The organism is Kitasatospora sp. NPDC089509, assembly GCF_044749365.1.
GTDB lineage: Bacteria > Actinomycetota > Actinomycetes > Streptomycetales > Streptomycetaceae > Kitasatospora.
Map to the genome: position 1 here is coordinate 1 of NZ_JBIVHS010000021.1, position 20393 is coordinate 20393.

A 20393-nucleotide genomic window follows, 5' to 3' on the forward strand; every position below is an offset into this window, starting at 1 on the left:
ATCGGCCGCTGGGGGGGGTGCCGGGGCCCTGGCACCGGGGGCCCGGGCGGGGGGGGGTTGGGGGGGGGCGGGCCGGGCGCCGGGGGGGCCCCCCGGGCCCCCCCCGGGGGGGGGCCCCCCCCCCGGGCCGGGAGGAGCGGGAGCCGCGGTTCCGGAAGGTGCGGGCACGTGAGGTGGGTGCGTGGGCGGCGGGTGAGGTGGGAGGAGGAGGGCGGGTGGGGGGTGGGGGGGGGAGGGGCGGGCCCCCGGAACGTCAACAGCGCGGCCCGGCCCCCGTGAAATACCGGCGGACGCAGCCCGCGAAGCGGGCACAATGGCCTAGTGATGGTGAGCCGTCCGGTGTCGGGGGGCCAGGGGAATGGAGGCCCGGGTGAGCGATCTTCCGCGCAAGGCAGTGACCCGCACGGCACGGCTCGCCGCCCTGCCGCTGGGGATAGCCGGTCGTGCCACGCTCGGGCTGGGCAAGCGCATCGGCGGCCGGTCGGCCGAGGTGGTGACGGCCGAGCTGCAGCAGGCCACCGCCGATCAGCTGTTCAAGGTCCTCGGTGAGCTCAAGGGCGGCGCAATGAAGTTCGGGCAGGTGCTGTCCGTCTTCGAGGCCGCACTGCCCGAGGAGGTCGCCGGCCCGTACCGGGCCGCACTCACCAAGCTGCAGGACGCCGCTCCCCCGATGCCCGCTGCCAAGGTGCACACCGCGCTCGCCCAGCGGCTCGGCGACAGTTGGCGCGAGCTGTTCCTGGAGTTCGACGACCGTCCGGCGGCGGCCGCATCGATCGGCCAGGTGCACCGGGCGGTCTGGCACGACGGCAGGCAGGTCGCGGTCAAGGTGCAGTACCCGGGAGCGGGCGACGCACTGCTCGCCGACCTCTCCCAGCTGAGTCGGGTCGCCTGGCTGCTCGGCCCGCTGATCCCCGGGCTGGACATCAAGCCGCTGATCACCGAGCTGCGCGAGCGCGTCTCGGAGGAGCTGGACTACGAGCTGGAGGCCCAGGCCCAGCGTCGGCACGCCGAGGAGTTCGCGGGCGACCCGGACATCGTGGTGCCTGGCGTGGTGGCGCAGGCCGACCAGGTGCTGGTCACCGAGTGGATGGACGGCACCCCGCTGGCCGAGGTGATCGCGAACGGCACCCAGGAGGAGCGTGACCGCGCCGGCCGGCTGCTGGCCCGCTTCCTGTTCGCCGGCCCGTCCCGGACCGGTCTGCTGCACGCGGACCCGCACCCGGGCAACTTCCGGCTGCTGAAGGACGAAGGCCCGGCCGAGGGCTGGCGGCTGGGCGTGCTGGACTTCGGCACCGTGGACCGGCTGCCGGGCGGGCTGCCCGCCCCGATCGGGGCCTCGCTGCGGATGGCCCTGGACGGGGACGCGGCGGGCGTGCTGAAGATGCTGCGCGAGGAGGGCTTCGTGAAGCCCTCGATCCAGTTGGACCCGGCCGCGGTGCTCGACTACCTGCGGCCGATCATCGAGCCGGCCGCGGTGGACAACTTCCACTTCACCCGGACGTGGATGCGCGCCCAGGCGGCCCGGATCGCGGATCCGCGTTCGCCCGCCTACAACCTGGGCAAGCAGCTGAACCTGCCGCCCGCGTACCTGCTGATCCACCGGGTGACGCTGAGCACCATCGGGGTGCTGTGCCAGTTGGGCGCCAAGGCGCCGTTCCGCGCCGAGATGCTGGACTGGCTGCCCGAGTTCTCCGGCGAACGGCCGACGAAGCCGACGAAGCCGGCGAAGGCCCCCCGGCAGGCCACGGCGGCCAAGCAGGCCAAGTCGGCGACGCAGGCCAAGCCCGCCCGCCCCTGACCCACCGACCGTCGCTCCCCGCCGGGGCCCACCCGGCACCCACCGACGACAACGGCCGCAGGCCGCTCCCCGCGAACGGGGGGCGGCCTGCGGCACGACGGGGGTCAGTCGGATCAGCGCGCTGACGCGCCTGCTGCGGGAGCGGCTACATCAACGCGACGGCGATCGCCTTGCGGGCCCGCAGCGAGGCCCGCTCGGCCCGCTGCCGGAGCTTGCGCGCCCGGGCGACCCGGCTGACGAGGCGTTGTTCCTCGGCCTCGTGGAGCCTGTCTTGCATATGGGCACGGGCCAGGGATTCATGCAGAAGTTGCATTTCGAGGGTCCTGTTCTGGATCTGAAGTTCGGTGGTCTGCTCAGCGCGGACGGTGGGATCGATGGCGGCGGGGGTCATGTGGTGGTCCTGCTCGTGGTGCGTGCTCGGGAATGGGATGGTGCGGGCTGCTGCGTCGGCCTTGGCGGCGGCGAGCTGTACGGATCGGCGGAGGGCGCTGTCCAGCGGGGGCTGCTCTCCCCGGCGGACGGCCCTGGCTTCGTGGGCCGGGTTCACGCCATGACCTCGGTCTTGCGCGGACGCCCACGCGGCCGCTTGCGGGCCACGACGACACCCTGGACGAACAGCTCGCCACCCCAGACGCCCCACGGCTCGCGACGCTCGAGGGCGCCGGCCAGGCAGACCTCCTTCACCGGGCAGGTGCCGCAGAGGGACTTCGCGTACTCGACGTCGGCGGGCGTCTCGGCGAAGAAGACCTCGGGGTCGAAGGCGCGGCAGGGGATGGGGAGACCAAGCGCCTCGGCCTGCTCGATCGAGTTGAGCTGCATGAACGGAACCTCCGGGGGGTCGGCCTGGTCGGCCTTGGTGATCTGGCTTGTCGGCGGTACGGACGGGATGGGCGGCGTGATGACCGTGGACACTGTGGGCGTCTTCTCTCGTCTTCTCAGTGGTTCCGGCCCAGTGGACTGGTGGTGCTGGGCCGGAGGCCCCGGAGGGCCTGGGTGGTCTTGCGTACCGGACAAAACAGAAGGGCCGCGGATCCCGGTGTGACGGGTTCCGCGGCCCTGGAGGTGCCGACCTGAGGCTGACTCAGGTTCGTTCTCTCCAGGGTTCAGGCCCGCGGAAGGCCCGCATCCGGACGGCCTTGGCGCCGTTGAAGGCGGCCATGGCCTGGTTAATCTGCTGCTCGTTCTGCTTCTGGGCGTTTCCGGCACCGAGGGCCTGCGCATAGTCGCCATGCATGGCGGCGATTACGACTGACTTCGGTGCCTGGAGCGGTCGCTCATCGCACTCGGGACGCGACGCGGCGACCGACACCCAGCCACGGGACAGACCGGTCTCGACAACGGAGCCTTCGACACTCCTGCCGTCCGTGAGGCACAGATCAGTGTGTCCAAGACCACTGACAACGGAGGCGACGGAGACACCGGTGGCGTCGAGACCCAGACCGGTTCCACCGAGCTCGGCGAGCGCCCGCAGACGGGCGGCACGCAGGGAGGCAGCGACAACGGTCTGGCCAGTCATTTTGGTGATCATGATGTTTCCCACTGTCTTCGCCTCCTCTCGGCGTCTCGCGGAGCCTGGTTCCCCTGGCTCCGAATGTTCGGATGTCTGTCTCGGTATAGCTGTGTGGCGAGGGGGATCGGCACAGGTTTCACCCCGTGCGACCGCGTCCCCTTGACCGCTCCGGCAGGCTATTGCGCTCCCGGTACGCCGCGCAAACTATTTTTCACGCGAGTTCACGCGACGCCATCGACGGTACGGTCCGCGCGGTGTCGCACGGCCGTCGCCGCGACGTTCCGCAGCGGCTGTTGAAGTACCCCGAGCAGTCCCCTGGACCGCGCCCGTGCCGGCTCACGCCGGATCGACCGGACCGTCGTCCTCGACACCGTCCGGACCCTCCTCGGGCTCCTCCCCCGCACACAACGAGAGCACGGCTGCCCCGTACTTGTCCAGCTTCATGGCACCGACCCCCGAGATCAGGGCCAGTTCCTGGCGGCTGGCGGGCACGTCCTCGGCGATCGCCATCAGCGTCGCGTCGGTGAACACCACGTACGCCGGGGCGCCCTGTTCCTTGGCCTGCCGGGCCCGCCATTCGCGCAGCCGTTCGTACAGTCCCTCGTCCATGGTGGACGGGCAGCCCTCGCAGCGGCGCAGTTTGCGTTCGACGGCATCGGTGAGCGCCCGGTCGCAGACCCGGCACTTGACCGGGCCGCGGACCCGTCGGGCGGCCGAGCGCTCGCCGGACTCGACGCTCCCCCGGCCGCCGCGCGCGCCGATGCGTGCGCCGGGGGCGGCGGAACCGGGGCGCAGTCCGTCCATGAAGCGGCTGGGCTTGCGGGAGGCGCGGCCGCCCGGGGAGCGGGAGAGGGCCCAGGAGAGGCTGAGGTGTTTGCGGGCGCGGGTGACGCCGACGTAGAGGAGGCGGCGCTCCTCCTCGATCTGTTCGTCGGTCTTGGCGTAGATGATCGGCATGGTGCCCTCGGTGAGGCCGACCAGGAAGACGGCGTCCCATTCGAGGCCCTTGGCCGCGTGCAGGGAGGCGAGGGTGACGCCTTCGACGGCGGGGGCGTGCTGGGCCGCGGCGCGGGCGTCGAGCTCGGCGACGTAGGCGGCGAGGTCGGTGGTCAGGCCCTCGGCGGTGCGGGTGCGCTCGAACTCCTCGGCGAGCCGGACGAGGGCGGCGAGGGATTCCCAGCGGTCCCGGACGGCGCCGGAGCCGGCCGGCGGTTCGGGGGTGAAGCCGCGGCTGGCGAGGACGGCGCGGACCTGGCCGGCGAGGTCGGGGGCGCCGGCGGTGAGCGGGTCGTCGGCGGCGCGGGCGGCGCCGCGCAGCAGGACGCCGGCGTCGCGGACCTCGGGGCGTTCGAAGAACCGTTCGGCGCCCTTGAGCTGGTAGGGCACGCCGAGGTCGGCGAGGGCCTGTTCGTAGACCTCGGACTGGCCGTTGGTGCGGAACAGGACGGCGATCTCGCTGGCGCGCACGCCGGCGGCGAGGAGGTCCTTGATCCGGCGGCCGGTGGTCTCGGCCTCGGTGGGTTCGTCCTCGTACTCGGTGTAGACCGGTTCGGGGCCGGCCTCGCGCTGGGAGACGAGTTCGAGGCGGTGCCGGGCGGCCTCGCCGCGGGCCTGGGCGAGGAGTCCGTTGGCGAGGTGGACGACCTGGGGGGTGGAGCGGTAGTCGCGGACGAGCTTGACCACGGTGGCCTGGGCGTGGCGGCTGCGGAAGTTGAGCAGGTAGTCGGGGGTGGCGCCGGTGAAGGAGTAGATGGTCTGGCTGGCGTCGCCGACGACGCAGAGGCTGGCGCCGCCGTCGGGGCCGGTCCACTGGTCGAGCAGGCGCTGCTGGAGCGGGGAGACGTCCTGGTACTCGTCGACGGTGAAGTGCCGGTACTGGCTGCGGACCTGCTCGGCGATGTCCGGGCGGTCCTCCAGGATGGCGGCGGTGAGGAGCAGGACGTCCTCGAAGTCGATGCTGCCGCGGCGGGTCTTGGTCTCCTCGTAGACGCGGTAGACCTGGGCCGTCTCGGCGGGGTCGCGGGGGGCTTCGCGGCCGGACTTGGCGACGGCGGCGGGGTAGTCCTCGGGAGCGGTCTGGGTGACCTTGGCCCATTCGATCTCGGCGGTGAGGTCGCGCAGTTCGGTGCGCTGGACGCGCAGCCCGCAGCGGCCGGCGGCTTCGGCGACCAGCTGGACCTTGCGTTCGAGGAGCTGGGGCACCGGACCGCCGACGGCGCGGGGCCAGAAGTACTGGAGCTGGCGCAGGGCGGCGGAGTGGAAGGTGCGGGCCTGGACGCCCTCGGCGCCGAGCTGGCGCAGTCGGCCGCGCATCTCGCCGGCGGCGCGGGCGGTGAAGGTGACGGCGAGGACCTGGGCCGGGTGGTAGACGCCGCTGCGCACGCCGTAGGCGATGCGGTGGGTGATGGCGCGGGTCTTGCCGGTTCCGGCGCCGGCGAGGACGCAGACCGGGCCGTGCAGGGCGGTGGCCACGGCGCGCTGTTCGGGGTCGAGCCCGGCGAGCACGGCGTCGGGGCCGGTGGCGGCGACGGGGTCGGCCCAGGGGGAGCCGTGGGGACCGTCGTACGGGCTGCCGCTCAAGAGGTCTTCCTGCATGCGTTCCATCCTCTCAGCCCGGGCGGACAACCGGGGCTGGGTTGTCCACAGGCCCGGTGTGATCGCAGGATGATCGCTCCGCATGCTGTCCGGCCACGCCCCGCAGGGGCCGGCCGACCGTGGTCCGAAGTGCTGCCCGGTCGCGGCTCGAACCTTCCGACGGCATGCCGGAATGCCTGCCGCGCGGTGGACGTTGCGGCTGTGAGAACGTACGAACCCCTCTTCCGAAGGAGCCCCCTCGATGTCCGGCACCGTGACGATGTACAGCACGACCTGGTGTGGTTACTGCAACCGGCTCAAGAGTCAGCTGGACCGTGAAGGCATCGGCTACACCGAGATCAACATCGAGGAGGACCCGGCGTCGGCGGCGTTCGTCGAGTCGGTGAACGGCGGCAACCAGACGGTGCCGACGGTGCTGGTCCAGCCTGTGGGCGGCGGCGAGCAGGTCGTGATGACCAACCCGAGCCTGATCCAGGTCAAGAAGGCCCTGGCGGCCTGACGCGGCGGTACGGGGTCGGCGTGCCTCACGGCGCGTCGGCCCGGGCGGGGTCCACGGGGGTGGCGGGGGCGGGCAGGGTGGTGCGCGCGCCGAGGTCGCCGATGCCGTAGACGAGCCGGCTGCGGTCGGCGGAGTAGCGGGTCTCGATGACCCGGACGGGGCCGCGCCGGTCGTAGGTGACCCGGGTCTGGACCACCAGCGGGACGCCGGGGCCGCCCTGGAACCACTGGGCCTCCTCGGGGCCGGGCATCCGGGCGACGAGGTGGTCGACGGCGCCGATCTCGGTGCGGCCGAGGGTGGCGAGGACGGCTTCGTCGCCGCCGTCGACGGGGTCGGGTTCCATCAGCGGGGTGCCGGCGGCGAGTCCGGCCCGGTAGTGGCTCTCCTCGATGGAGTACGGCTCCCGGTCGAGCAGGCGCAGCTGGCGGCGGACGACGATGGCCTCGCCGGGGCGCAGTCCGAGGCGTTCGGCGATGTCCACCCGGGCCCGGACGATCATCATCTCGAAGTCGGTGCTGAGTTCGCGTCCGGCGTCGGCGGCTTCGCCGAGGTAGACGGCGGCGGGTGCGGCGAGGCAGTCGCGCGGTGCGGGGGGCAGGGTGGGCCCGTAGGCGCGGTGGTCGAGCACGGGGTGTTCGCGCAGGTAGGTGCCCTTGCCCTGGAGGCGGACCAGGCGGCCTTCGTTGACCAGGACGTCGACGGCGAGCCGGACGGTGTTGCGGGCGACGCCGTACTGGCGTTCCAGTTCGCTCTCGACCGGCAGGGCGGCGTCGGCGGTGAACTCGCCCTCGGCGATCCGGCGGCGCAGGTCGGCGGCGAGGCGCTGGTATTTGGGGGATTGGGCGGTGCCCCGGGGGATTGTCACCCGAGTGAATGTAGCGAGCGCGGTGACACGGTTTCAGCCGTTTCCGGCAATGTCGTCCGGGCGGGTCGGCGGTGGGGGTTCCGGGGTGCGCTGCGGTAGCAGAACTGGCCCGTCCGGCCACGAACAGCTGGTCGTGAGGGGTTCGGGAAGGGCTTGGAAAGGAATTCGGGGGCGCGCGGCATAAACCACGCGCCCCCGATGTCGCGGAACCGCCCGGACCGGCCGGTAAACGTCCGGGCGGACCGGTAAAACGCCCGAACCGGCCGGGAAACCTCCGGATCGGCCGGGAAATTCGTACAGGATTACCAGCGCGCCGCCGCGGGCAGCGGTTCGCCGTACCAGAGTTCGACCAGGTGGCGGGCGATCGAGATGCCGGAGGGCGGCAGGATCTCGCCGGCCTCCATCCCGGCCCGCAGTTCCTCGCGGGAGAACCAGCGCGCCTCGGCCAGTTCCTCGCCGTCCACGGTGATCTCGGTGCCGCCGGGCACCGCCTTGCCGGTGAAACCGAGCATCAGGCTGGACGGGAACGGCCAGGGCTGGCTGGCGACGTAGCGGACCTCGCCGACCCGCACCCCCGCCTCCTCCTGCACCTCGCGGGCGACCGCCTGCTCGATCGACTCCCCCGGCTCGACGAAGCCGGCCAGGGTGGACCAGCGGCCCTCCGGCCAGAGCGCCTGGCGGCCGAGCAGGCAGCGGTCCTGCTCGTCGGTGATCACCATGATCACCGCCGGGTCGGTGCGCGGGTAGTGCTCGGCCGCGCAGGAGGTGCAGCGCCGCACGTGCCCGGCGCCGGCCTTCTCGGTCGGGTGGCCGCAGCGCGAGCAGAAGCTGTGCAGCCGGTGCCAGTGCTCCAGGGCGACGGCGTGCACCAGCAGCCCGGCGTCGCGGTCGGACAGCAGCGCGCCGACCTCGCGCAGTCCGGCCGGGCGGGCGTCGCCGTCCAGTCGGCCGGGCAGGCTCTCGCCGGCCAGCGCGAAGTAGGAGACGCCGTCCTGGTCGGTGCCGAGGAAGTAGCGGTCCCCGGTCTGCGGCGCCTCGAAGGAGGGCAGCAGGACGAGTTCGGTGCCCTCGGCGGTGTCGACCACGAAGGCCTCGCCGCCGGCGATCGGCAGCACCCGGGTGGTGGGGTGGCTCCAGGCGGCGGCCAGCCAGGGCTCGTCGAAGCGGTGCTCGGCCGCCCGGTCCACCCCGGCCCTGGCGAGGGCCAGGGCCCGCGGACGCTCGGTCTCAGGCACGGTGCTCACGTCGTTCCATCCCCACGTGGTGAATCATCCGGATGAGTGATCTGACTGCCATGGTGCGAAAGCGGGCGCGCGAACGGGCTCGGAAGCCCGCTCACGCGCCGGGCCGGAAGTTCTCGGCCAGGTCGCCCCACAGGTAGGCGGCGGTCTCGACGCCCTTGGCCAGCAGGTCCAGTTCGACCTTCTCGTTGACCGAGTGCCAGCCGTCCGAGGGCACCGAGACGCCGAGGAACAGCACCGGCGCGCCGAGCACGTCCTGCAGGTCGGCCGCGGGGCCGGAGCCGCCCTCGCGGGTGAAGAGGATCTTCTGTTCGAAGGCCCGGCCCATCGCGCGGACGACGGACTCCAGTGCCGGGTGGTCCAGCGGGGTCAGGCAGGGCCGGGTGACCCCCGGGAAGACCAGCTCGTACCGGACGCCCTCGGGGACCCGCTCGGCGATCCAGGCCCGGACCGCCTCGCGGACCTGCTCCACCTCCTGCCCGGCGACCAGCCGGAAGGACAGCTTGAGGTGGGCCGAGGACGGCACGATGGTCTTGCCGCCGGGGCCGGTGTAGCCGCCCCAGATGCCGTTGACCTCGGCGGTCGGCCGGGCCCAGACCCGCTCCAGGGTGGAGTACCCGGCCTCGCCGCGGGTGCCGTACGACTTGGCGACGCGCAGCCACTGCGCCTCGTCGAAGGGCAGTTCGGCGAAGAGTTCGCGCTCGCGCTCGGTGAGCTCCACGACCCCGTCGTAGAAGCCCGGGATGGCGACCCGGCGGTCGGCGTCGTGCAGGCCGGCGGCCAGCTCGGCCGCGACCTGGGCCGGGTTGGGGACGGCGCCGCCGAAGGAGCCGGAGTGGATGTCGCTGTCCGGCCCGTACAGGTCGAGCTGGGCGTCGGCGAGGCCGCGCATGCCGGTGCACACGGTCGGCGTGGTCTCGGACCACATGCCGGTGTCGGAGATGACGACCACGTCGGCGGCCAGTCGGGCGGCCTCGCGCCGGACCAGGTCGGCGAAGTTCGGCGAGCCGGACTCCTCCTCGCCCTCGATCAGCAGCTTGAGGTTGACGGCCGGCGCGGTGCGGCCGGTGGCGTCCAGGTGGGCGCGCACGCCGAGGGTGTGGAAGAACACCTGGCCCTTGTCGTCGGCCGCGCCGCGCGCGTACAGCCGGCCGTCGACCACGGTGGGGGTGAACGGCTCGGTGTCCCAGCCGTCCTCCTTGGCGGCGGGCTGCACGTCGTGGTGCCCGTAGACGAGGACGGTCGGCGCGGACGGGTCCCCGGACGGCCACTCGGCGAACACCGCCGGCAGCCCGTCGGTCTCCCACACCTCGGCCACCGGGAAGCCGGTGTCGCGCAGCTTGGCGGCCAGCCAGTCGGCGGAGCGGCGCACGTCGCCGGCCCGCTCCGGGTCGGCGGAGACCGACGGGATGGCCAGCCATTCGCCCAGGTCGGCGAGGAAGGCGGCCTGGTGGCGGCCGATGAAGGAGCGGACGGCGCTGTCCGGGGTTCTCGTCATACCGACGACTGTAGTTCGCCCGTGCGGGTGCCCGCCCCGGCCGTCCGCTTGCCGGGCGCGGTCGGGGCTGTAACCTCCATCACCCCCGCCGACCTCCGCCACCCCCGCCGACCTCCGGCAACGTCCCGCGCCCCGCCACTGTCACCGCCACCGCCACCACCGACAGCCGACGGCCGGCACCCCCGCCACCGCGGAACGGCGGGCGGGGGTGCCGGGGGGCCGGTGCCGCTCAGCCGGTGCGGCGCAGCAGCGAGATCCGCGAGCGGGTGAGCACCGCCGCCAGGCCCGCCGCGATCAGCGGCAGCACCACGACGGTGGCGGCGACGGTGGGCCAGGGGAAGACCACGGACGACTTCAGGGCGATCTCCTCCGGGGACATCCCGGGGAAGCTGGCCGCCTGGCCCTGGACCTTGCGCAGGGCCACCGCCGGCAGGACGCCGCAGACGGCGCCGAGCACGGTCCCCATGGCGGCGATCACCCCGCACTGGAAGCCGGAGAGCGAGCGCCGGATGCGCGGTTCGGCGCCGACCGCGGCGAGGGTGGTCAGGTCGCGCTGGGAGTCGGCGGCGGCCAGTCCGGTGGCGATGCCGGCGGCGCCGAGGGCGACCAGGGCGGCGAAGCCGGACAGGCCGAGGCCGATCAGGCCGGCCCGGGACTGGTAGCCGCGCTCGACCGTGAACCGAACCTGCTCGCTGACCTTGGACAGCGCGCCGTTGGTCTTCTGCTCGGCGCCGTCGGTGGGCGCGCTCTCGGGCAGCCAGACCGAGCCGGCCGGGCGGGTGCCCAAGCCGAGCCGGGTGGCGGTGTCCGGGCTGAGCACGGCCTGGCCGGAGGCCGGGACGGTGGCGGACGCGAGGACGGCGTCGACGGCGTGCTCGGTGCGCACCTGCTTGGGCCTGGTGGCGCTGGGCGCGTTGTAGTCGACCGGGTCGTCGGTCTCGACGATGACCTTGCCGTCCTTGATGTAGCGGGGGTCGAAGACGACGGCCTTGCCGGCGGCGAGGGCCTGGCCGACGGCCGGGTCGGTGACGCCGAACAGGTTGTGCAGCAGGGTGGCGTCGCCGACCGTGAGGGAGCTGAAGTGGTTGCCCCCGCGCGCGTGGGTCTGGCAGCGCTGGTCGGCCTTCATCATCCGGGTGATCTCCTCCTCGGAGCGTGCCGGGTCGCCGTCGAAGGCGGGGCAGCGCAGTTCCTTGGGGAGTTCGATCTGGACGAAGCCGCAGGGCGCCCCGCCGGAGCAGTCGCCCTTGTAGGTGACCCGGGAGACGTCGGCGCGCGGGCCGATGTTCGGCATGGTGCGTTCGACGGTGTCGCGCAGCTGGGGCAGCAGCTTGCTGTCGGCGTCGGCCATCCAGCCGCCGAGCATGACGGCTCCGGCGGGGCCGGAGGCGACGTACTCCTGGCGCTGCTGGTCGTCGTAGCTGGCCAGGTAGATGCTGACCGCGACGGAGCCGGCGACGGCGGCCATCACGGCGGCGACGGCGGGCGCGGTGCGGCCGCGGTGGCGGACGGAGTCGCGCAGGGCGAGCCGGGGGCCGAGCGAGAGCCAGCGGCCGAGCTTGCCGAACAGGCCGACCAGGTACGGGGTGAGGGCGACCATGCCGAGTTCGGCGACGGCGGAGCCGCCGAGGACCGCGAGGCTGCGGCTGGCGAAGCCGCTGGTGGCACCGAGCAGGGCGAGGGCGGTGCCTCCGGCGAGCATCAGCAGGCCGAGCAGGGCGAGCTTGCGGCTCGGGGGCTTGAGCGAGTCGCGGCCGGTGAGCGCGGAGACGACGTCCTGGCGGGAGGCCTGGACGGCGGGGACGACGGCGGCGAGCAGTCCGGTGACCAGGCCGACCAGGAGCACGCCGAGCAGGTCGAGGGGCTGCAGGTTGAAGTGGCCGAAGCGCTGGCCGGCGTAGTCCTCGGCCTGGGTGCGCAACAGGGCGACCAGGACGACGCCGAGGGCCAGGCCGATGGCGGCGCCGGTGACGCCGAGGACGATGCCGCCGCCGAGGACGACCGCGCGGACGTTGCCGCGGTCACCGCCGGCCGCGGCGAGCAGGCCGAGCTGCCGCCGGGAGCGCCGGGCCCCGACGGCGAAGGCGGGGCCCGCGAGGAGCACGATCTCCAGCAGGGCCATGCCGGCGACGGTGGCGAGGATGACGACGGAGGTGCGGTCGAAGAAGGAGGTCCCGGAGCCGCCGAAGCGCTTGTCCACTTCGACGTAGTAGGGGACGTCGGCGCGGGCGGGCGGGTCGAGCAGGACGGTGCGGGAGGCGACGGTGAAGCCGTAGCCGTTGAACTCGGTGACCTTGGCCCAGTCGAGGGTGGTGCCGGCGGGGAGCTTGACCAGCCAGCGGGTGGCGGTGTCGGGGGTCGCGGCGGGGTTGCGGCCCTGGTTGGCGGCGGTGGTGCGGCCCTCGCCCTGGCCGGGGTCGGCGGCCGGGTTGCTGGCCTGGCCGGCGGCGAGCGGTGCGACCAGGGCGCCGGGGCGGGCGATGAGTTCGGTGCTCTTGAGGTCGCCGGGGTGCTCGACGGCGCCGGTGATGGTGAAGGGGGTGGATTCCAGTCCGCGCACGGTGGTGCGGTCGCCGACCTTGAGGCCGGACCGGTTGAGGAACTCGCGGGTGACGGCGACCTCGTGGTCGTCGGCGGGGGCGCGGCCCTGGACCAGGTCGACCCGGCCGTTCCAGATCGGGTCGGTCAGGTCGGCTTCGCTGGTCTGGGTGGTGAGCAGTCCCTCGGTGCTGCTGGCGGCGGTGCTGGGACCGGTGTGTTCGGGTATCAGCGTGGCGCCGGGCGGGAGCAGCTCTTGGACCAGCTTGAGCGGGTCGGTGTCGAGGGAGCGCTGCTGGGCGGGGTTGTAGACGGGGGCGGCGCCGTCCTTGGCCGTGTACTTGGGGTTGTCGGTGAGGGTGCCGTCGTCGGGGTTGGGGGCCTGCTTGACGGTGGAGCCGCGTTCGTTCAGGTCGATCTCGGCGTCGGCCCGGCCCATGATCCGCACGACGCGTTCGGCGGGTTCGAGGGTGGAGCTGCGGTAGAACACGTCGGCGCCGGTGACGCCGAGGACGGGCAGGGCGACCATGGCGATCACCAGGGCGCTGCGGCCCTTGGCGCGCAGGGCGTCACGGCGGGCGATGCGCAGGGCGACCCGCCAGGCGCTGAGCTTCACTCGTCCACCTTCGCGCTGTTGGTGGCGGCGGTGACGAGCAGGCTGGCGGCGTCCTGGCTGACGGACTCGTCGACCATCCGGCCGTCGCGCAGGAAGACCACGCGGTCGGCCCAGGCGGCGTGCCGGGCCTCGTGGGTGACCATCATCGCGGCGGCGCCGGCGTCGCAGCGGGCGCGCAGCACGGCGAGGACGGCCTCGCCGGTGGTGGAGTCGAGGGCGCCGGTGGGTTCGTCGGCGAGGACGAGGCGGCGGTCGCCGATCAGGGCGCGGGCGATGGCGACGCGCTGCTGCTGGCCGCCGGACATGTCGTCGGGGAAGCGGTCGGCGAGCTCGGGGATGCCGAGCTCCTCCAGGGCGGCGAGGGCTTCGCGGCGGGCGGCGCGGGCGGACAGGCCGTCGAGTTCGCGCGGCAGCGAGATGTTCTCGGCGGCGGTGAGGGCCGGGATCAGGTTGTAGTCCTGGAAGACGTAGCCGACGGAACGGCGGCGGACCTGGGCGAGCTTCTTGCGGGAGAGTCCGCCGATGGCGACGCCCTCGACCAGGACCTGTCCGGTGGTCGGGGTGTCGAGGCCGCCGGCGAGGGTGAGCAGGGTGGACTTGCCGGAGCCGGACGGGCCCATGACGGCGACGAACTCGCCGGGGTGGACCTTGAGGTCGACGCCGCGCAGGGCCTGGACCTCGGCGGCCCCCTGGCCGTGGACGCGGGTGACGTTCTCCAGGTGCAACACCGGTGTCTGCCGGGGCTGTTGGGTGTGGGACACGGTTCCCCCCTCAGTGCTGGGTACGGGTGCGGCGCCGCGGCGCCGACCGGGTGCGGTGGCGCGGTCGCGACGGCGGGTGGTTCGGGTGGCCGGTGGCGGCCGGTGCGGGTTCCGGGCGTGGCCGGGAACGGCCGGTGCGGGTTCCGCGGTGCCCTGCCGGGCCCGCGGGGTGCGGGTCAGGCGTTGCTGCGGCGGCCGAGCCGCTTGGGTTTCGCGGCGCCGTCGCGGGCGGCCTCGGCGGCGCGGGCCTGCTGGAGTTCGGCCTGTTGGGCGAGCCGGGTCTCGCAGTGGTCGAGCCAGCGGATCTCGGCCTCGGTCTGGAAGATCAGCTGGTCGAGGACGAGCAGCCAGGCGAGTTCGTTGCTCTCGGAGGGCACCGTGCCGGGTCTGGTCTCGCCGGCCAGGGCGCGGCCCTTGAGCCGGGTGTAGTCCTGGAGGGCCTTGATGCTGTGCCGGCGCTGGCCCTGGACGACGGCGGAGACGTCGACCCCGGGGACGGTCACCGCCATGGCGAGTTTGATCGCCAGTTCGTCGCGCGGGGGGTTGGTCCGGGGCACCGGGGTGTCGAACCAGGAGCGCAGTTCGCTGCGGCCGGCGTCGGTGGCGGCGTAGAACTGGTGGCCCTCCTCGTCCTCACCGGCGGGCTCGACCAGGCCGTCGCGCTCCAGTCGGGACAGGGTGGTGTAGACCTGCCCGACGTTGAGCGGCCAGGTGGCGCCGGTGCGCGCCTCGAACTCGGTGCGCAGCTGGTAGCCGTAGCGGGGGCCCTGGTCGAGCAGGGCGAGCAGACCGTGGCGGATGGACATACTCAGTATGTATACCCGGTATGCCCCACGGCCTCAAGCCGCGCGTCCTCCGGTACCGTCGTGCGGTGTGAGCCAGCTGCGCATCGCCACCTTCAACCTGTTGCACGGTCAGCCGCTCGGCCCGGACGGGGCGCCGCGGCCCTACCCGGCGGACCCGGGCGCGCCGTTGGCGCAGGCGGTGGCCGCGCTGGACGCCGACGTGCTGGCCCTCCAGGAGGTGGACCGGTACCAGCCGCGCTCGGGCGGCACCGACCAGGCGGCGGTGGCGGCCGCGGCGATGGGCGCGACCGACTGGCGCTTCGCCGCCGCGCTGCACGGACGCCCCGCGCCGGTGGCCGGCTGGGTGCCGGAGCCGTCCGGGCCGAGCGGGCTGCGGGTGTACGGGCCGGGCGAGGTGGGCGACGACGCCCCGCCCTCGTACGGGACGGCGCTGCTGACCCGGCTGCCGGTGCGGCACTGGCGGGCCCGGCGGTTCGCCCCGGCGCCGTTCGGGCTGCCGCTGCGGGTGGCCGGGCGGCGCGGGCTGACCCCGGTGCCGGACGAGCCGCGGGCGGCGCTGGCGGCGGTGCTGGAGGGCGAGCGCGGGCCGTTCACCGTGGTGGCCGCGCACCTGTCCTTCGTGCCGGGCTGGAACATGGCGCAGCTGGCCGGGATCCGGCGCTGGATCGCCGACCTGCCGCAGCCCTACCTGGTGCTGGGGGACTTCAACCTGATCGGCGCGGTGCCGCGCACGGTGCTGGGCGGGGCGACGGCGCTGGAGCGCACCGCGCCGCGGGCGCGGGTGCGGGAGCTGCGGGCGGCCCGGCGGGCCCGGCCGGTGCTGGCGGAGCCGCGCCGGCGGCGGGTGCGCGAGCCGCGGGCCCGGCTGCAGGGCTGGTACGACCTGGCGCGGACGCCGACCTACCCCGCGCACCGGCCGGCGGTGCAGTTCGACCACGTGCTGGCGGTGGGGGTCCCGCGCGCGGCGGTGGGCCCGGCGGCGGCGCCGCACGCCGGGGTGTCGGACCACCGGCCGCTGCTGGTCCGGGTGTCGCTGTGACACCGAAGGGTGCCGGCGGCTAGCGGTTCGTCAGGACACCGGCCTGCTGGGGCAGATGGGCGATGGCGGGCGGGGTCGGGTCGTACTGCAGGAGCAGCATCGCCGCGTCGTCGCCGAGTTGGCGGCCGACGTGGCGCACCACGTCCTCGTGCAGGCGCTGGAGGACGTCCGCGGGGCGGCCGTCGGCGCAGCGCGGGAAGCGTTCGGCGAGCGGGTAGAAGGCGCCGGAGCGGTTCCGGGCCTCGATCACCCCGTCGGTGAACAGCAGGATCCGGTCGCCGCCGTGCAGCGGCACCCGGTGCACCGGGGGGCGTACGTCGGCCGGGTCGAGGACGCCCAACGGCGGTACGGTCTCGGCGAGTTCGAGCGGGTGGACGGCGCCGCCGCGGAGCAGCAGCGGCGCCGGGTGGCCGCAGTTGACGAGTTCGGCGGTGCCGTCCGGTCCGACGCCGATCAGGACGAGGGTGACGAACTCCTCCTCCACGCCCGGGTGCTCGTTCTCGTGCAGGGCGCGGTCGAGGCTGACGGCCAGCCAGCCGGCCACCCGGTCGAGGGCGGGTTCCTGGTGGGCGGCCTCGCGGAAGGCGCCGAGCACGGCGGCGGCGGTCTCGACCGCGCCGAGGCCCTTGCCGCGCACGTCCCCGACCACGGCCCGGACGCCGTGCCGGGTGTTGACGACCTCGTACAGGTCGCCGCCGATCCGGGCGTGGGCGGCGGCGGCCTCGTAGTGGACGGCGGCGCGCACGCTGCCGACCCGTTCGGGGACGGGCCGCAGCAGCACCCGGCGGGCGATCGAGGCGACCAGCTGGGCGTCGGCCAGGGCGCGTTCCTGACGCAGCCGCAGGGTGGCGCTGACCCAGCCGATCGTGGCGACCAGCAGGATCGCGATCACGCTGGCGGCGTGCACGGACTCGCCGAGGGCGTCGCTGCGGAAGGCCATCAGGAAGGCGGCCGCCTCGGTGCACAGGCCGATGGCGAGCGGGTACCAGGTGCGGTGGCTGACCACGGCGGCCAGCGCGGGTACGGCGGTGAGGGCGGGTTCGACCGTCACCTCGGTGCCGCTGAGGAAGTCGAGGACGACGATCAGCGCCATGCCGATGAAGGGCAGCGCGAGCGCCGTCCTCGGCCAGGTGCCGGTCGTGCCCGGAGCGGGTCGTCCCGGGGTCGGCCCGGTGAACCGCTCTCTGATCCATCCGGTCGCGCTCAACGTCGGTCTCTCCAGCAGAAGACGCCGGTGCCGTGGGCACCTGCGGCGATGACTGAGGGTTAGGGAATGCGGGCCTCGCTGGCGGCCGGAGCACGGGGGTTGACCGGTTACCGACCCCACAATAGGCGCGAAACGTGCACGACGCACAGGTTTCGGGCGTCGGCGCGATGACTTGGGTGCTCTGGGTGACTCATTAGTCACTGTTCCCGATCAGGAGCCGTTCCAACTCTTTTCGGCCGGGAAGTCCTGCCGGACGCACGATCCGTCCGCTGCGGACGTACAGGAACGACGCCGTGACCTGCTCGGGATCAACGCCCGCCTGCTCGGCCCAGGCCAGCCGGTAGACCGCGAGCTGCAGCGGGTCGGCGGTCTCCTCCCGATGGGTCTTCCAGTCCACCACTTCGTAGCGTGACGCACCACCGGATTCCGTCAGCCCGTCACCCTCGCGGTAGACCGCGTCGATCCGGCCGCGCACCACCCGCCCCGCGAGCACCAGTTGGAACGGCGCCTCGACCCGGTGCGGCCGGCGGTGGGCGTACGGGGTGCGCAGGAACGCCTCCTTGAGCCGTTCCAGGTCCTGCTCGTCCTCGATGCCGTCGTCGTCGGCGCCGGGCAGCGCGCCGGGTTCGATCAGCAGCAGCGGCTCGATCCGGGACTGCACCCAGGCGTGGAAGCGGGTGCCGCGCCGGGCGGCGGGCTGCGGGGGGCGCGGCATCGGGCGGGCCAGGTCGTGCGCGAAGCCGTCCGGATCGGCGGCCAGCCGCAGCAGTTGGGTGGCGGACAGCGCGGGCGGCAGCGGCACCTCGCGGGCGGTGCGCCGGGAGCGCTCCAACTCGCCGAGCAGCGCGGTCAGGTCGCGGTCCCAGGAGGCGACCTGGCGCTGGTCCTCGGCGGCCATCGGCTCCGGTTCGGGGGCGGGCGATCCGGCCAGGCGGGCGCGCACCACCTCGGCGACCCGGCGGCGGGCGTGCTGGGCGGCCGGGTCCAGCGGCAGCGGCCAGGGGCGTTCGACGGCGGCGGCCAGCGCCGGGTTCTCGGCGCCCTGCTCCGGCCGCCCGGCCCAGTGCTCGACCTCGCCGGCGCCGGGCTGCTCGCAGTGGGCGCGCAGCTGCTCCAGGAAGACGGACGGGCCGCGGACGCTCTTCTGGCTCGGTCCCCACCAGTGCCCGGAGGCCAGCAGCAGCGACCGGGGGCGGGTGAACGCGACGTAGCCGAGCCGCAGTTCCTCGGTGCCGGAGTGCTCGGCCAGCTCCTTCTTGAACGCGGCCATGGACTTGGCGTTCCAGCCGCCGCGCACGTCGGGCAGGGTGGCGGCGTCGCCGCGCAGCGCGTGCGGGAGCACCCGCTTGGTGCTGGTCCAGCGTTCGCGCGCGGTGCCGGACGGGAAGGCGCCCTTGACCAGGCCGGGGACGGCCACCACGTCCCACTCCAGGCCCTTGGACTTGTGGGCGGTGAGCACCTTCACGGTGTCCTCGCCGCCGGGCAGGCTGCTGTCCAGGCCGCGCTCGTACTCCTGGGCGGCGCGCAGGAAGCCGAGGAAGGCGGCCAGGCCCGGGTCGCCGTCCAGGTCGGCGAAGGAGGCGGCGACGTCCAGGAAGGCGTGCAGGGTCTCCCGCCGGCGGGCGGCCAGCGCCTGCGGGGAGGCGGCGAGTTCGACCTCCAGGCCGGTGACGGTGAGCACCCGGTGCAGCACGTCCATCAGCGGGTCGGCGAGCGAGCGGCGCAGGTCACGCAGTTCGGCGGCGAGCCGGGCGAAGCGCACCCGGGCCTCGGCGGAGAACGGCAGGTCGTCGTCGCTCTTCTCGGAGTCGAGGAAGGTCTCCAGCGCGTCGGCCAGCGAGACCACCTCGGTGGGGTCGGCCTCGGCGACGGCCGCGGCCAGCGCCTCCACGCCCTCGGGCCGTTCGGTGCGCACCAGTTCGGCGGCGCGGCGGCCGAGCAGGGCGAGGTCGCGCGGGCCGATCCGCCAGCGCGGGCCGATCAGCAGCCGCACCAGGGCGGCGTTGGCGGTCGGGTCCTGGAGCACCTCGCAGACCGCCACCAGGTCGGCCACCTCGGGCAGTTGCAGCAGCCCGCCGAGGCCGACCACCTCGACCGGCACCTCGCGGGCGACCAGCGCGGCGTGGATGTCCGGGAAGGCCGCGCCGCCCCGGCACAGGACGGCGATCCGGCCGGGCGCGGTGCCGGTGCGCACCAGGTGGGCGATCGAGTCGGCGAGCCAGTCGACCTCCTCGGCGTGGGTGGGCAGCAGCGCGGCCCGCACGAAGCCGTCGAGTTCGGCGCCGGGGGCCGGGCGCAGCGCCTCGACGCCCTCGTGCACGGCGCGCAGCGGGGCGGCGAGCTCGTTGGCGAAGGCGAGCAGCCGGCCGCCGCTGCGGCGGTTCTCGCTGAGCGCGTAGCGGTCGGCGGGGCGGCCGTCGGCCTTCGGGAAGTGCCGGGGGAAGTCGTCGAGGTTGGCGACGGAGGCGCCGCGCCAGCCGTAGATGGCCTGGCAGGGGTCGCCGACGGCGGTGACCGGGTGGCCCGGGCCGGGCTGGTCCGGGCCCGCGCCGAACAGGCCGGCCAGCATCAGGCGCTGGGCGACCGAGGTGTCCTGGTACTCGTCCAGCAGGACGACCCGGAACTGGCCGCGGAGCAGTTCGCCGACCTCGGGGCGCTGCTGGGCGAGGCGGGCGGCAGCGGCTATCTGGTCGCCGAAGTCCATCAGTCCGGCGGCCCGCTTGCGGCGGCGGTAGTCCTCGACCAGGCGCAGCAGTTCCAGCCGGGCGCGGGCGGTGGCGGGGACGGCCCGCAGGTCGTCGTTGGTGAGCTTGACGCCGGCGAGGGTGTCGAGCAGTTCCTCGTCGTGGGCGCGCAGGGTGGCGGGTTCGACCAGGTGCTCGGCGAGTTCGCCGTCCAGGGCGGTCAGGTCGGCGACCAGGTTGGCGAAGGTGCCGGTGAGGGCGGGGAAGGGGCCGCGGGCGGTGCGCAGCACCTTGGCGGCGAGCTGGAAGCGGGTGGCGTCGGCGAGCAGCCGGACGTCGGGTTCGATGCCGATCCGCAGGCCGTGTTCCTTGAGCAGGCGGCCGGCGAAGGCGTGGTAGGTGGAGATCTCGGGTTCACCGAGCGGTTCGGCCTCGTCCCGGTCGGCGACGCCGGCCCTCAGCAGGGCGGTGCGGACGCGTTCGGCGAGTTCGCCGGCGGCCTTGTTGGTGAAGGTGAGGCCGAGCACCTCCTCGGGGCGTACGGCGCCGGAGCCGACCAGCCAGACCACCCGGGCGGCCATCACGGTGGTCTTGCCGGAGCCGGCGCCGGCCACGATCACGGCCGGGGCGAGGGGGGCGCCGATGGCCGCCATCTGCTCCCGGTTGAACGGGATGCCCAGCAGCTCCTTGAGCTGGTCGGGATGGCTGAGCACGGCGGTCACCCTGCAACCGTAAC

The 20393-nt window shown here is 74.1% G+C and carries 15 protein-coding genes; 3 read left to right on the forward strand and 12 right to left on the reverse strand.

What is annotated here, in order from left to right:
- The first annotated feature begins 370 nt into the window (after positions 1–370).
- Positions 371–1798, forward strand: coding sequence for an ABC1 kinase family protein (locus ACIP4P_RS32740; protein ID WP_400924704.1), 1428 nt, complete (start codon positions 371–373; stop codon positions 1796–1798).
- Between the two features lie 145 nt (positions 1799–1943).
- Here the strand turns inward: ACIP4P_RS32740 and ACIP4P_RS32745 are convergent, their stop codons facing one another.
- The 4 genes from ACIP4P_RS32745 to ACIP4P_RS32760 all read right to left on the reverse strand — a co-directional run bounded on the left by ACIP4P_RS32745 (position 1944) and on the right by ACIP4P_RS32760 (position 5912).
- On the reverse strand, positions 1944–2345 hold the full coding sequence (locus tag ACIP4P_RS32745; RefSeq protein WP_400924706.1) for a hypothetical protein: 402 nt from the start codon (positions 2343–2345) through the stop codon (positions 1944–1946).
- Positions 2342–2710 carry a WhiB family transcriptional regulator gene (locus tag ACIP4P_RS32750; protein ID WP_396243565.1) on the reverse strand — a complete coding sequence of 123 codons (369 nt, stop codon included), beginning with the start codon at positions 2708–2710 and terminating at the stop codon, positions 2342–2344. The genes ACIP4P_RS32745 and ACIP4P_RS32750 overlap by 4 nt, the downstream gene beginning before the upstream one ends.
- 169 nt (positions 2711–2879) lie before the next feature.
- Positions 2880–3338: a hypothetical protein gene (locus tag ACIP4P_RS32755; protein WP_350511890.1), complete on the reverse strand. Its 459-nt coding sequence runs from the start codon at positions 3336–3338 to the stop codon at positions 2880–2882.
- A gap of 306 nt (positions 3339–3644) precedes the next feature.
- Positions 3645–5912 carry an ATP-dependent DNA helicase UvrD2 gene (locus ACIP4P_RS32760; RefSeq protein ID WP_400924709.1) on the reverse strand — a complete coding sequence of 756 codons (2268 nt, stop codon included), beginning with the start codon at positions 5910–5912 and terminating at the stop codon, positions 3645–3647.
- Positions 5913–6144: 232 nt separating this feature from the next.
- On the opposite strand from ACIP4P_RS32760, the gene ACIP4P_RS32765 reads away from it, so the two are divergent.
- Positions 6145–6402, forward strand: a complete 258-nt coding sequence (locus tag ACIP4P_RS32765; protein WP_350506166.1) for a mycoredoxin — start codon at positions 6145–6147, stop codon at positions 6400–6402.
- Between the two features lie 25 nt (positions 6403–6427).
- Here ACIP4P_RS32765 and ACIP4P_RS32770 read toward each other — a convergent pair whose 3' ends face one another.
- From ACIP4P_RS32770 to ACIP4P_RS32795, 6 genes are all read right to left on the reverse strand, one after another.
- The gene (locus ACIP4P_RS32770) at positions 6428–7267 is read right to left on the reverse strand and encodes a GntR family transcriptional regulator (RefSeq protein WP_350511889.1); all 840 of its coding nucleotides are present in this window, start codon (positions 7265–7267) and stop codon (positions 6428–6430) included.
- A 302-nt stretch (positions 7268–7569) separates the two neighbouring features.
- The gene (gene nudC, locus ACIP4P_RS32775; RefSeq protein WP_350511888.1) at positions 7570–8511 is read right to left on the reverse strand and encodes an NAD(+) diphosphatase; all 942 of its coding nucleotides are present in this window, start codon (positions 8509–8511) and stop codon (positions 7570–7572) included.
- Between the two features lie 91 nt (positions 8512–8602).
- Positions 8603–10006, reverse strand: a complete 1404-nt coding sequence (locus ACIP4P_RS32780; RefSeq protein ID WP_400924713.1) for a dipeptidase — start codon at positions 10004–10006, stop codon at positions 8603–8605.
- A 229-nt stretch (positions 10007–10235) separates the two neighbouring features.
- Complete coding sequence (locus ACIP4P_RS32785) at positions 10236–13160, reverse strand: FtsX-like permease family protein (RefSeq protein WP_400924715.1); 2925 nt, start codon at positions 13158–13160, stop codon at positions 10236–10238.
- Positions 13157–13921, reverse strand: a complete 765-nt coding sequence (locus tag ACIP4P_RS32790; protein ID WP_400924717.1) for an ABC transporter ATP-binding protein — start codon at positions 13919–13921, stop codon at positions 13157–13159. Before ACIP4P_RS32790 ends, ACIP4P_RS32785 begins: the two co-directional genes overlap by 4 nt.
- A 176-nt stretch (positions 13922–14097) precedes the next feature.
- Positions 14098–14727, reverse strand: coding sequence for a PadR family transcriptional regulator (locus tag ACIP4P_RS32795; protein ID WP_350511884.1), 630 nt, complete (start codon positions 14725–14727; stop codon positions 14098–14100).
- 67 nt (positions 14728–14794) lie between these two features.
- On the opposite strand from ACIP4P_RS32795, the gene ACIP4P_RS32800 reads away from it, so the two are divergent.
- Complete coding sequence (locus ACIP4P_RS32800) at positions 14795–15766, forward strand: endonuclease/exonuclease/phosphatase family protein (protein ID WP_400924719.1); 972 nt, start codon at positions 14795–14797, stop codon at positions 15764–15766.
- Positions 15767–15785: 19 nt separating this feature from the next.
- Here the strand turns inward: ACIP4P_RS32800 and ACIP4P_RS32805 are convergent, their stop codons facing one another.
- A complete protein-coding gene (locus ACIP4P_RS32805; protein ID WP_400924721.1) occupies positions 15786–16973 on the reverse strand; it encodes a PP2C family protein-serine/threonine phosphatase in 1188 nt (395 codons plus the stop codon).
- Positions 16974–17166: 193 nt separating this feature from the next.
- A complete protein-coding gene (locus tag ACIP4P_RS32810; RefSeq protein ID WP_400924723.1) occupies positions 17167–20379 on the reverse strand; it encodes a UvrD-helicase domain-containing protein in 3213 nt (1070 codons plus the stop codon).
- Positions 20380–20393 lie beyond the last annotated feature (14 nt).

Excerpts from the sequence above, each read along its gene's own strand:
- ACIP4P_RS32765 (WP_350506166.1), top strand. The coding sequence starts at position 6,145 with ATGTCCGGCACCGTGACGATGTACAGCACGACCTGGTGTGGTTACTGC.
- ACIP4P_RS32780 (WP_400924713.1), bottom strand. The coding sequence starts at position 10,006 with ATGACGAGAACCCCGGACAGCGCCGTCCGCTCCTTCATCGGCCGCCAC.
- ACIP4P_RS32795 (WP_350511884.1), bottom strand. The coding sequence starts at position 14,727 with ATGTCCATCCGCCACGGTCTGCTCGCCCTGCTCGACCAGGGCCCCCGC.
- ACIP4P_RS32760 (WP_400924709.1), bottom strand. The coding sequence starts at position 5,912 with ATGGAACGCATGCAGGAAGACCTCTTGAGCGGCAGCCCGTACGACGGT.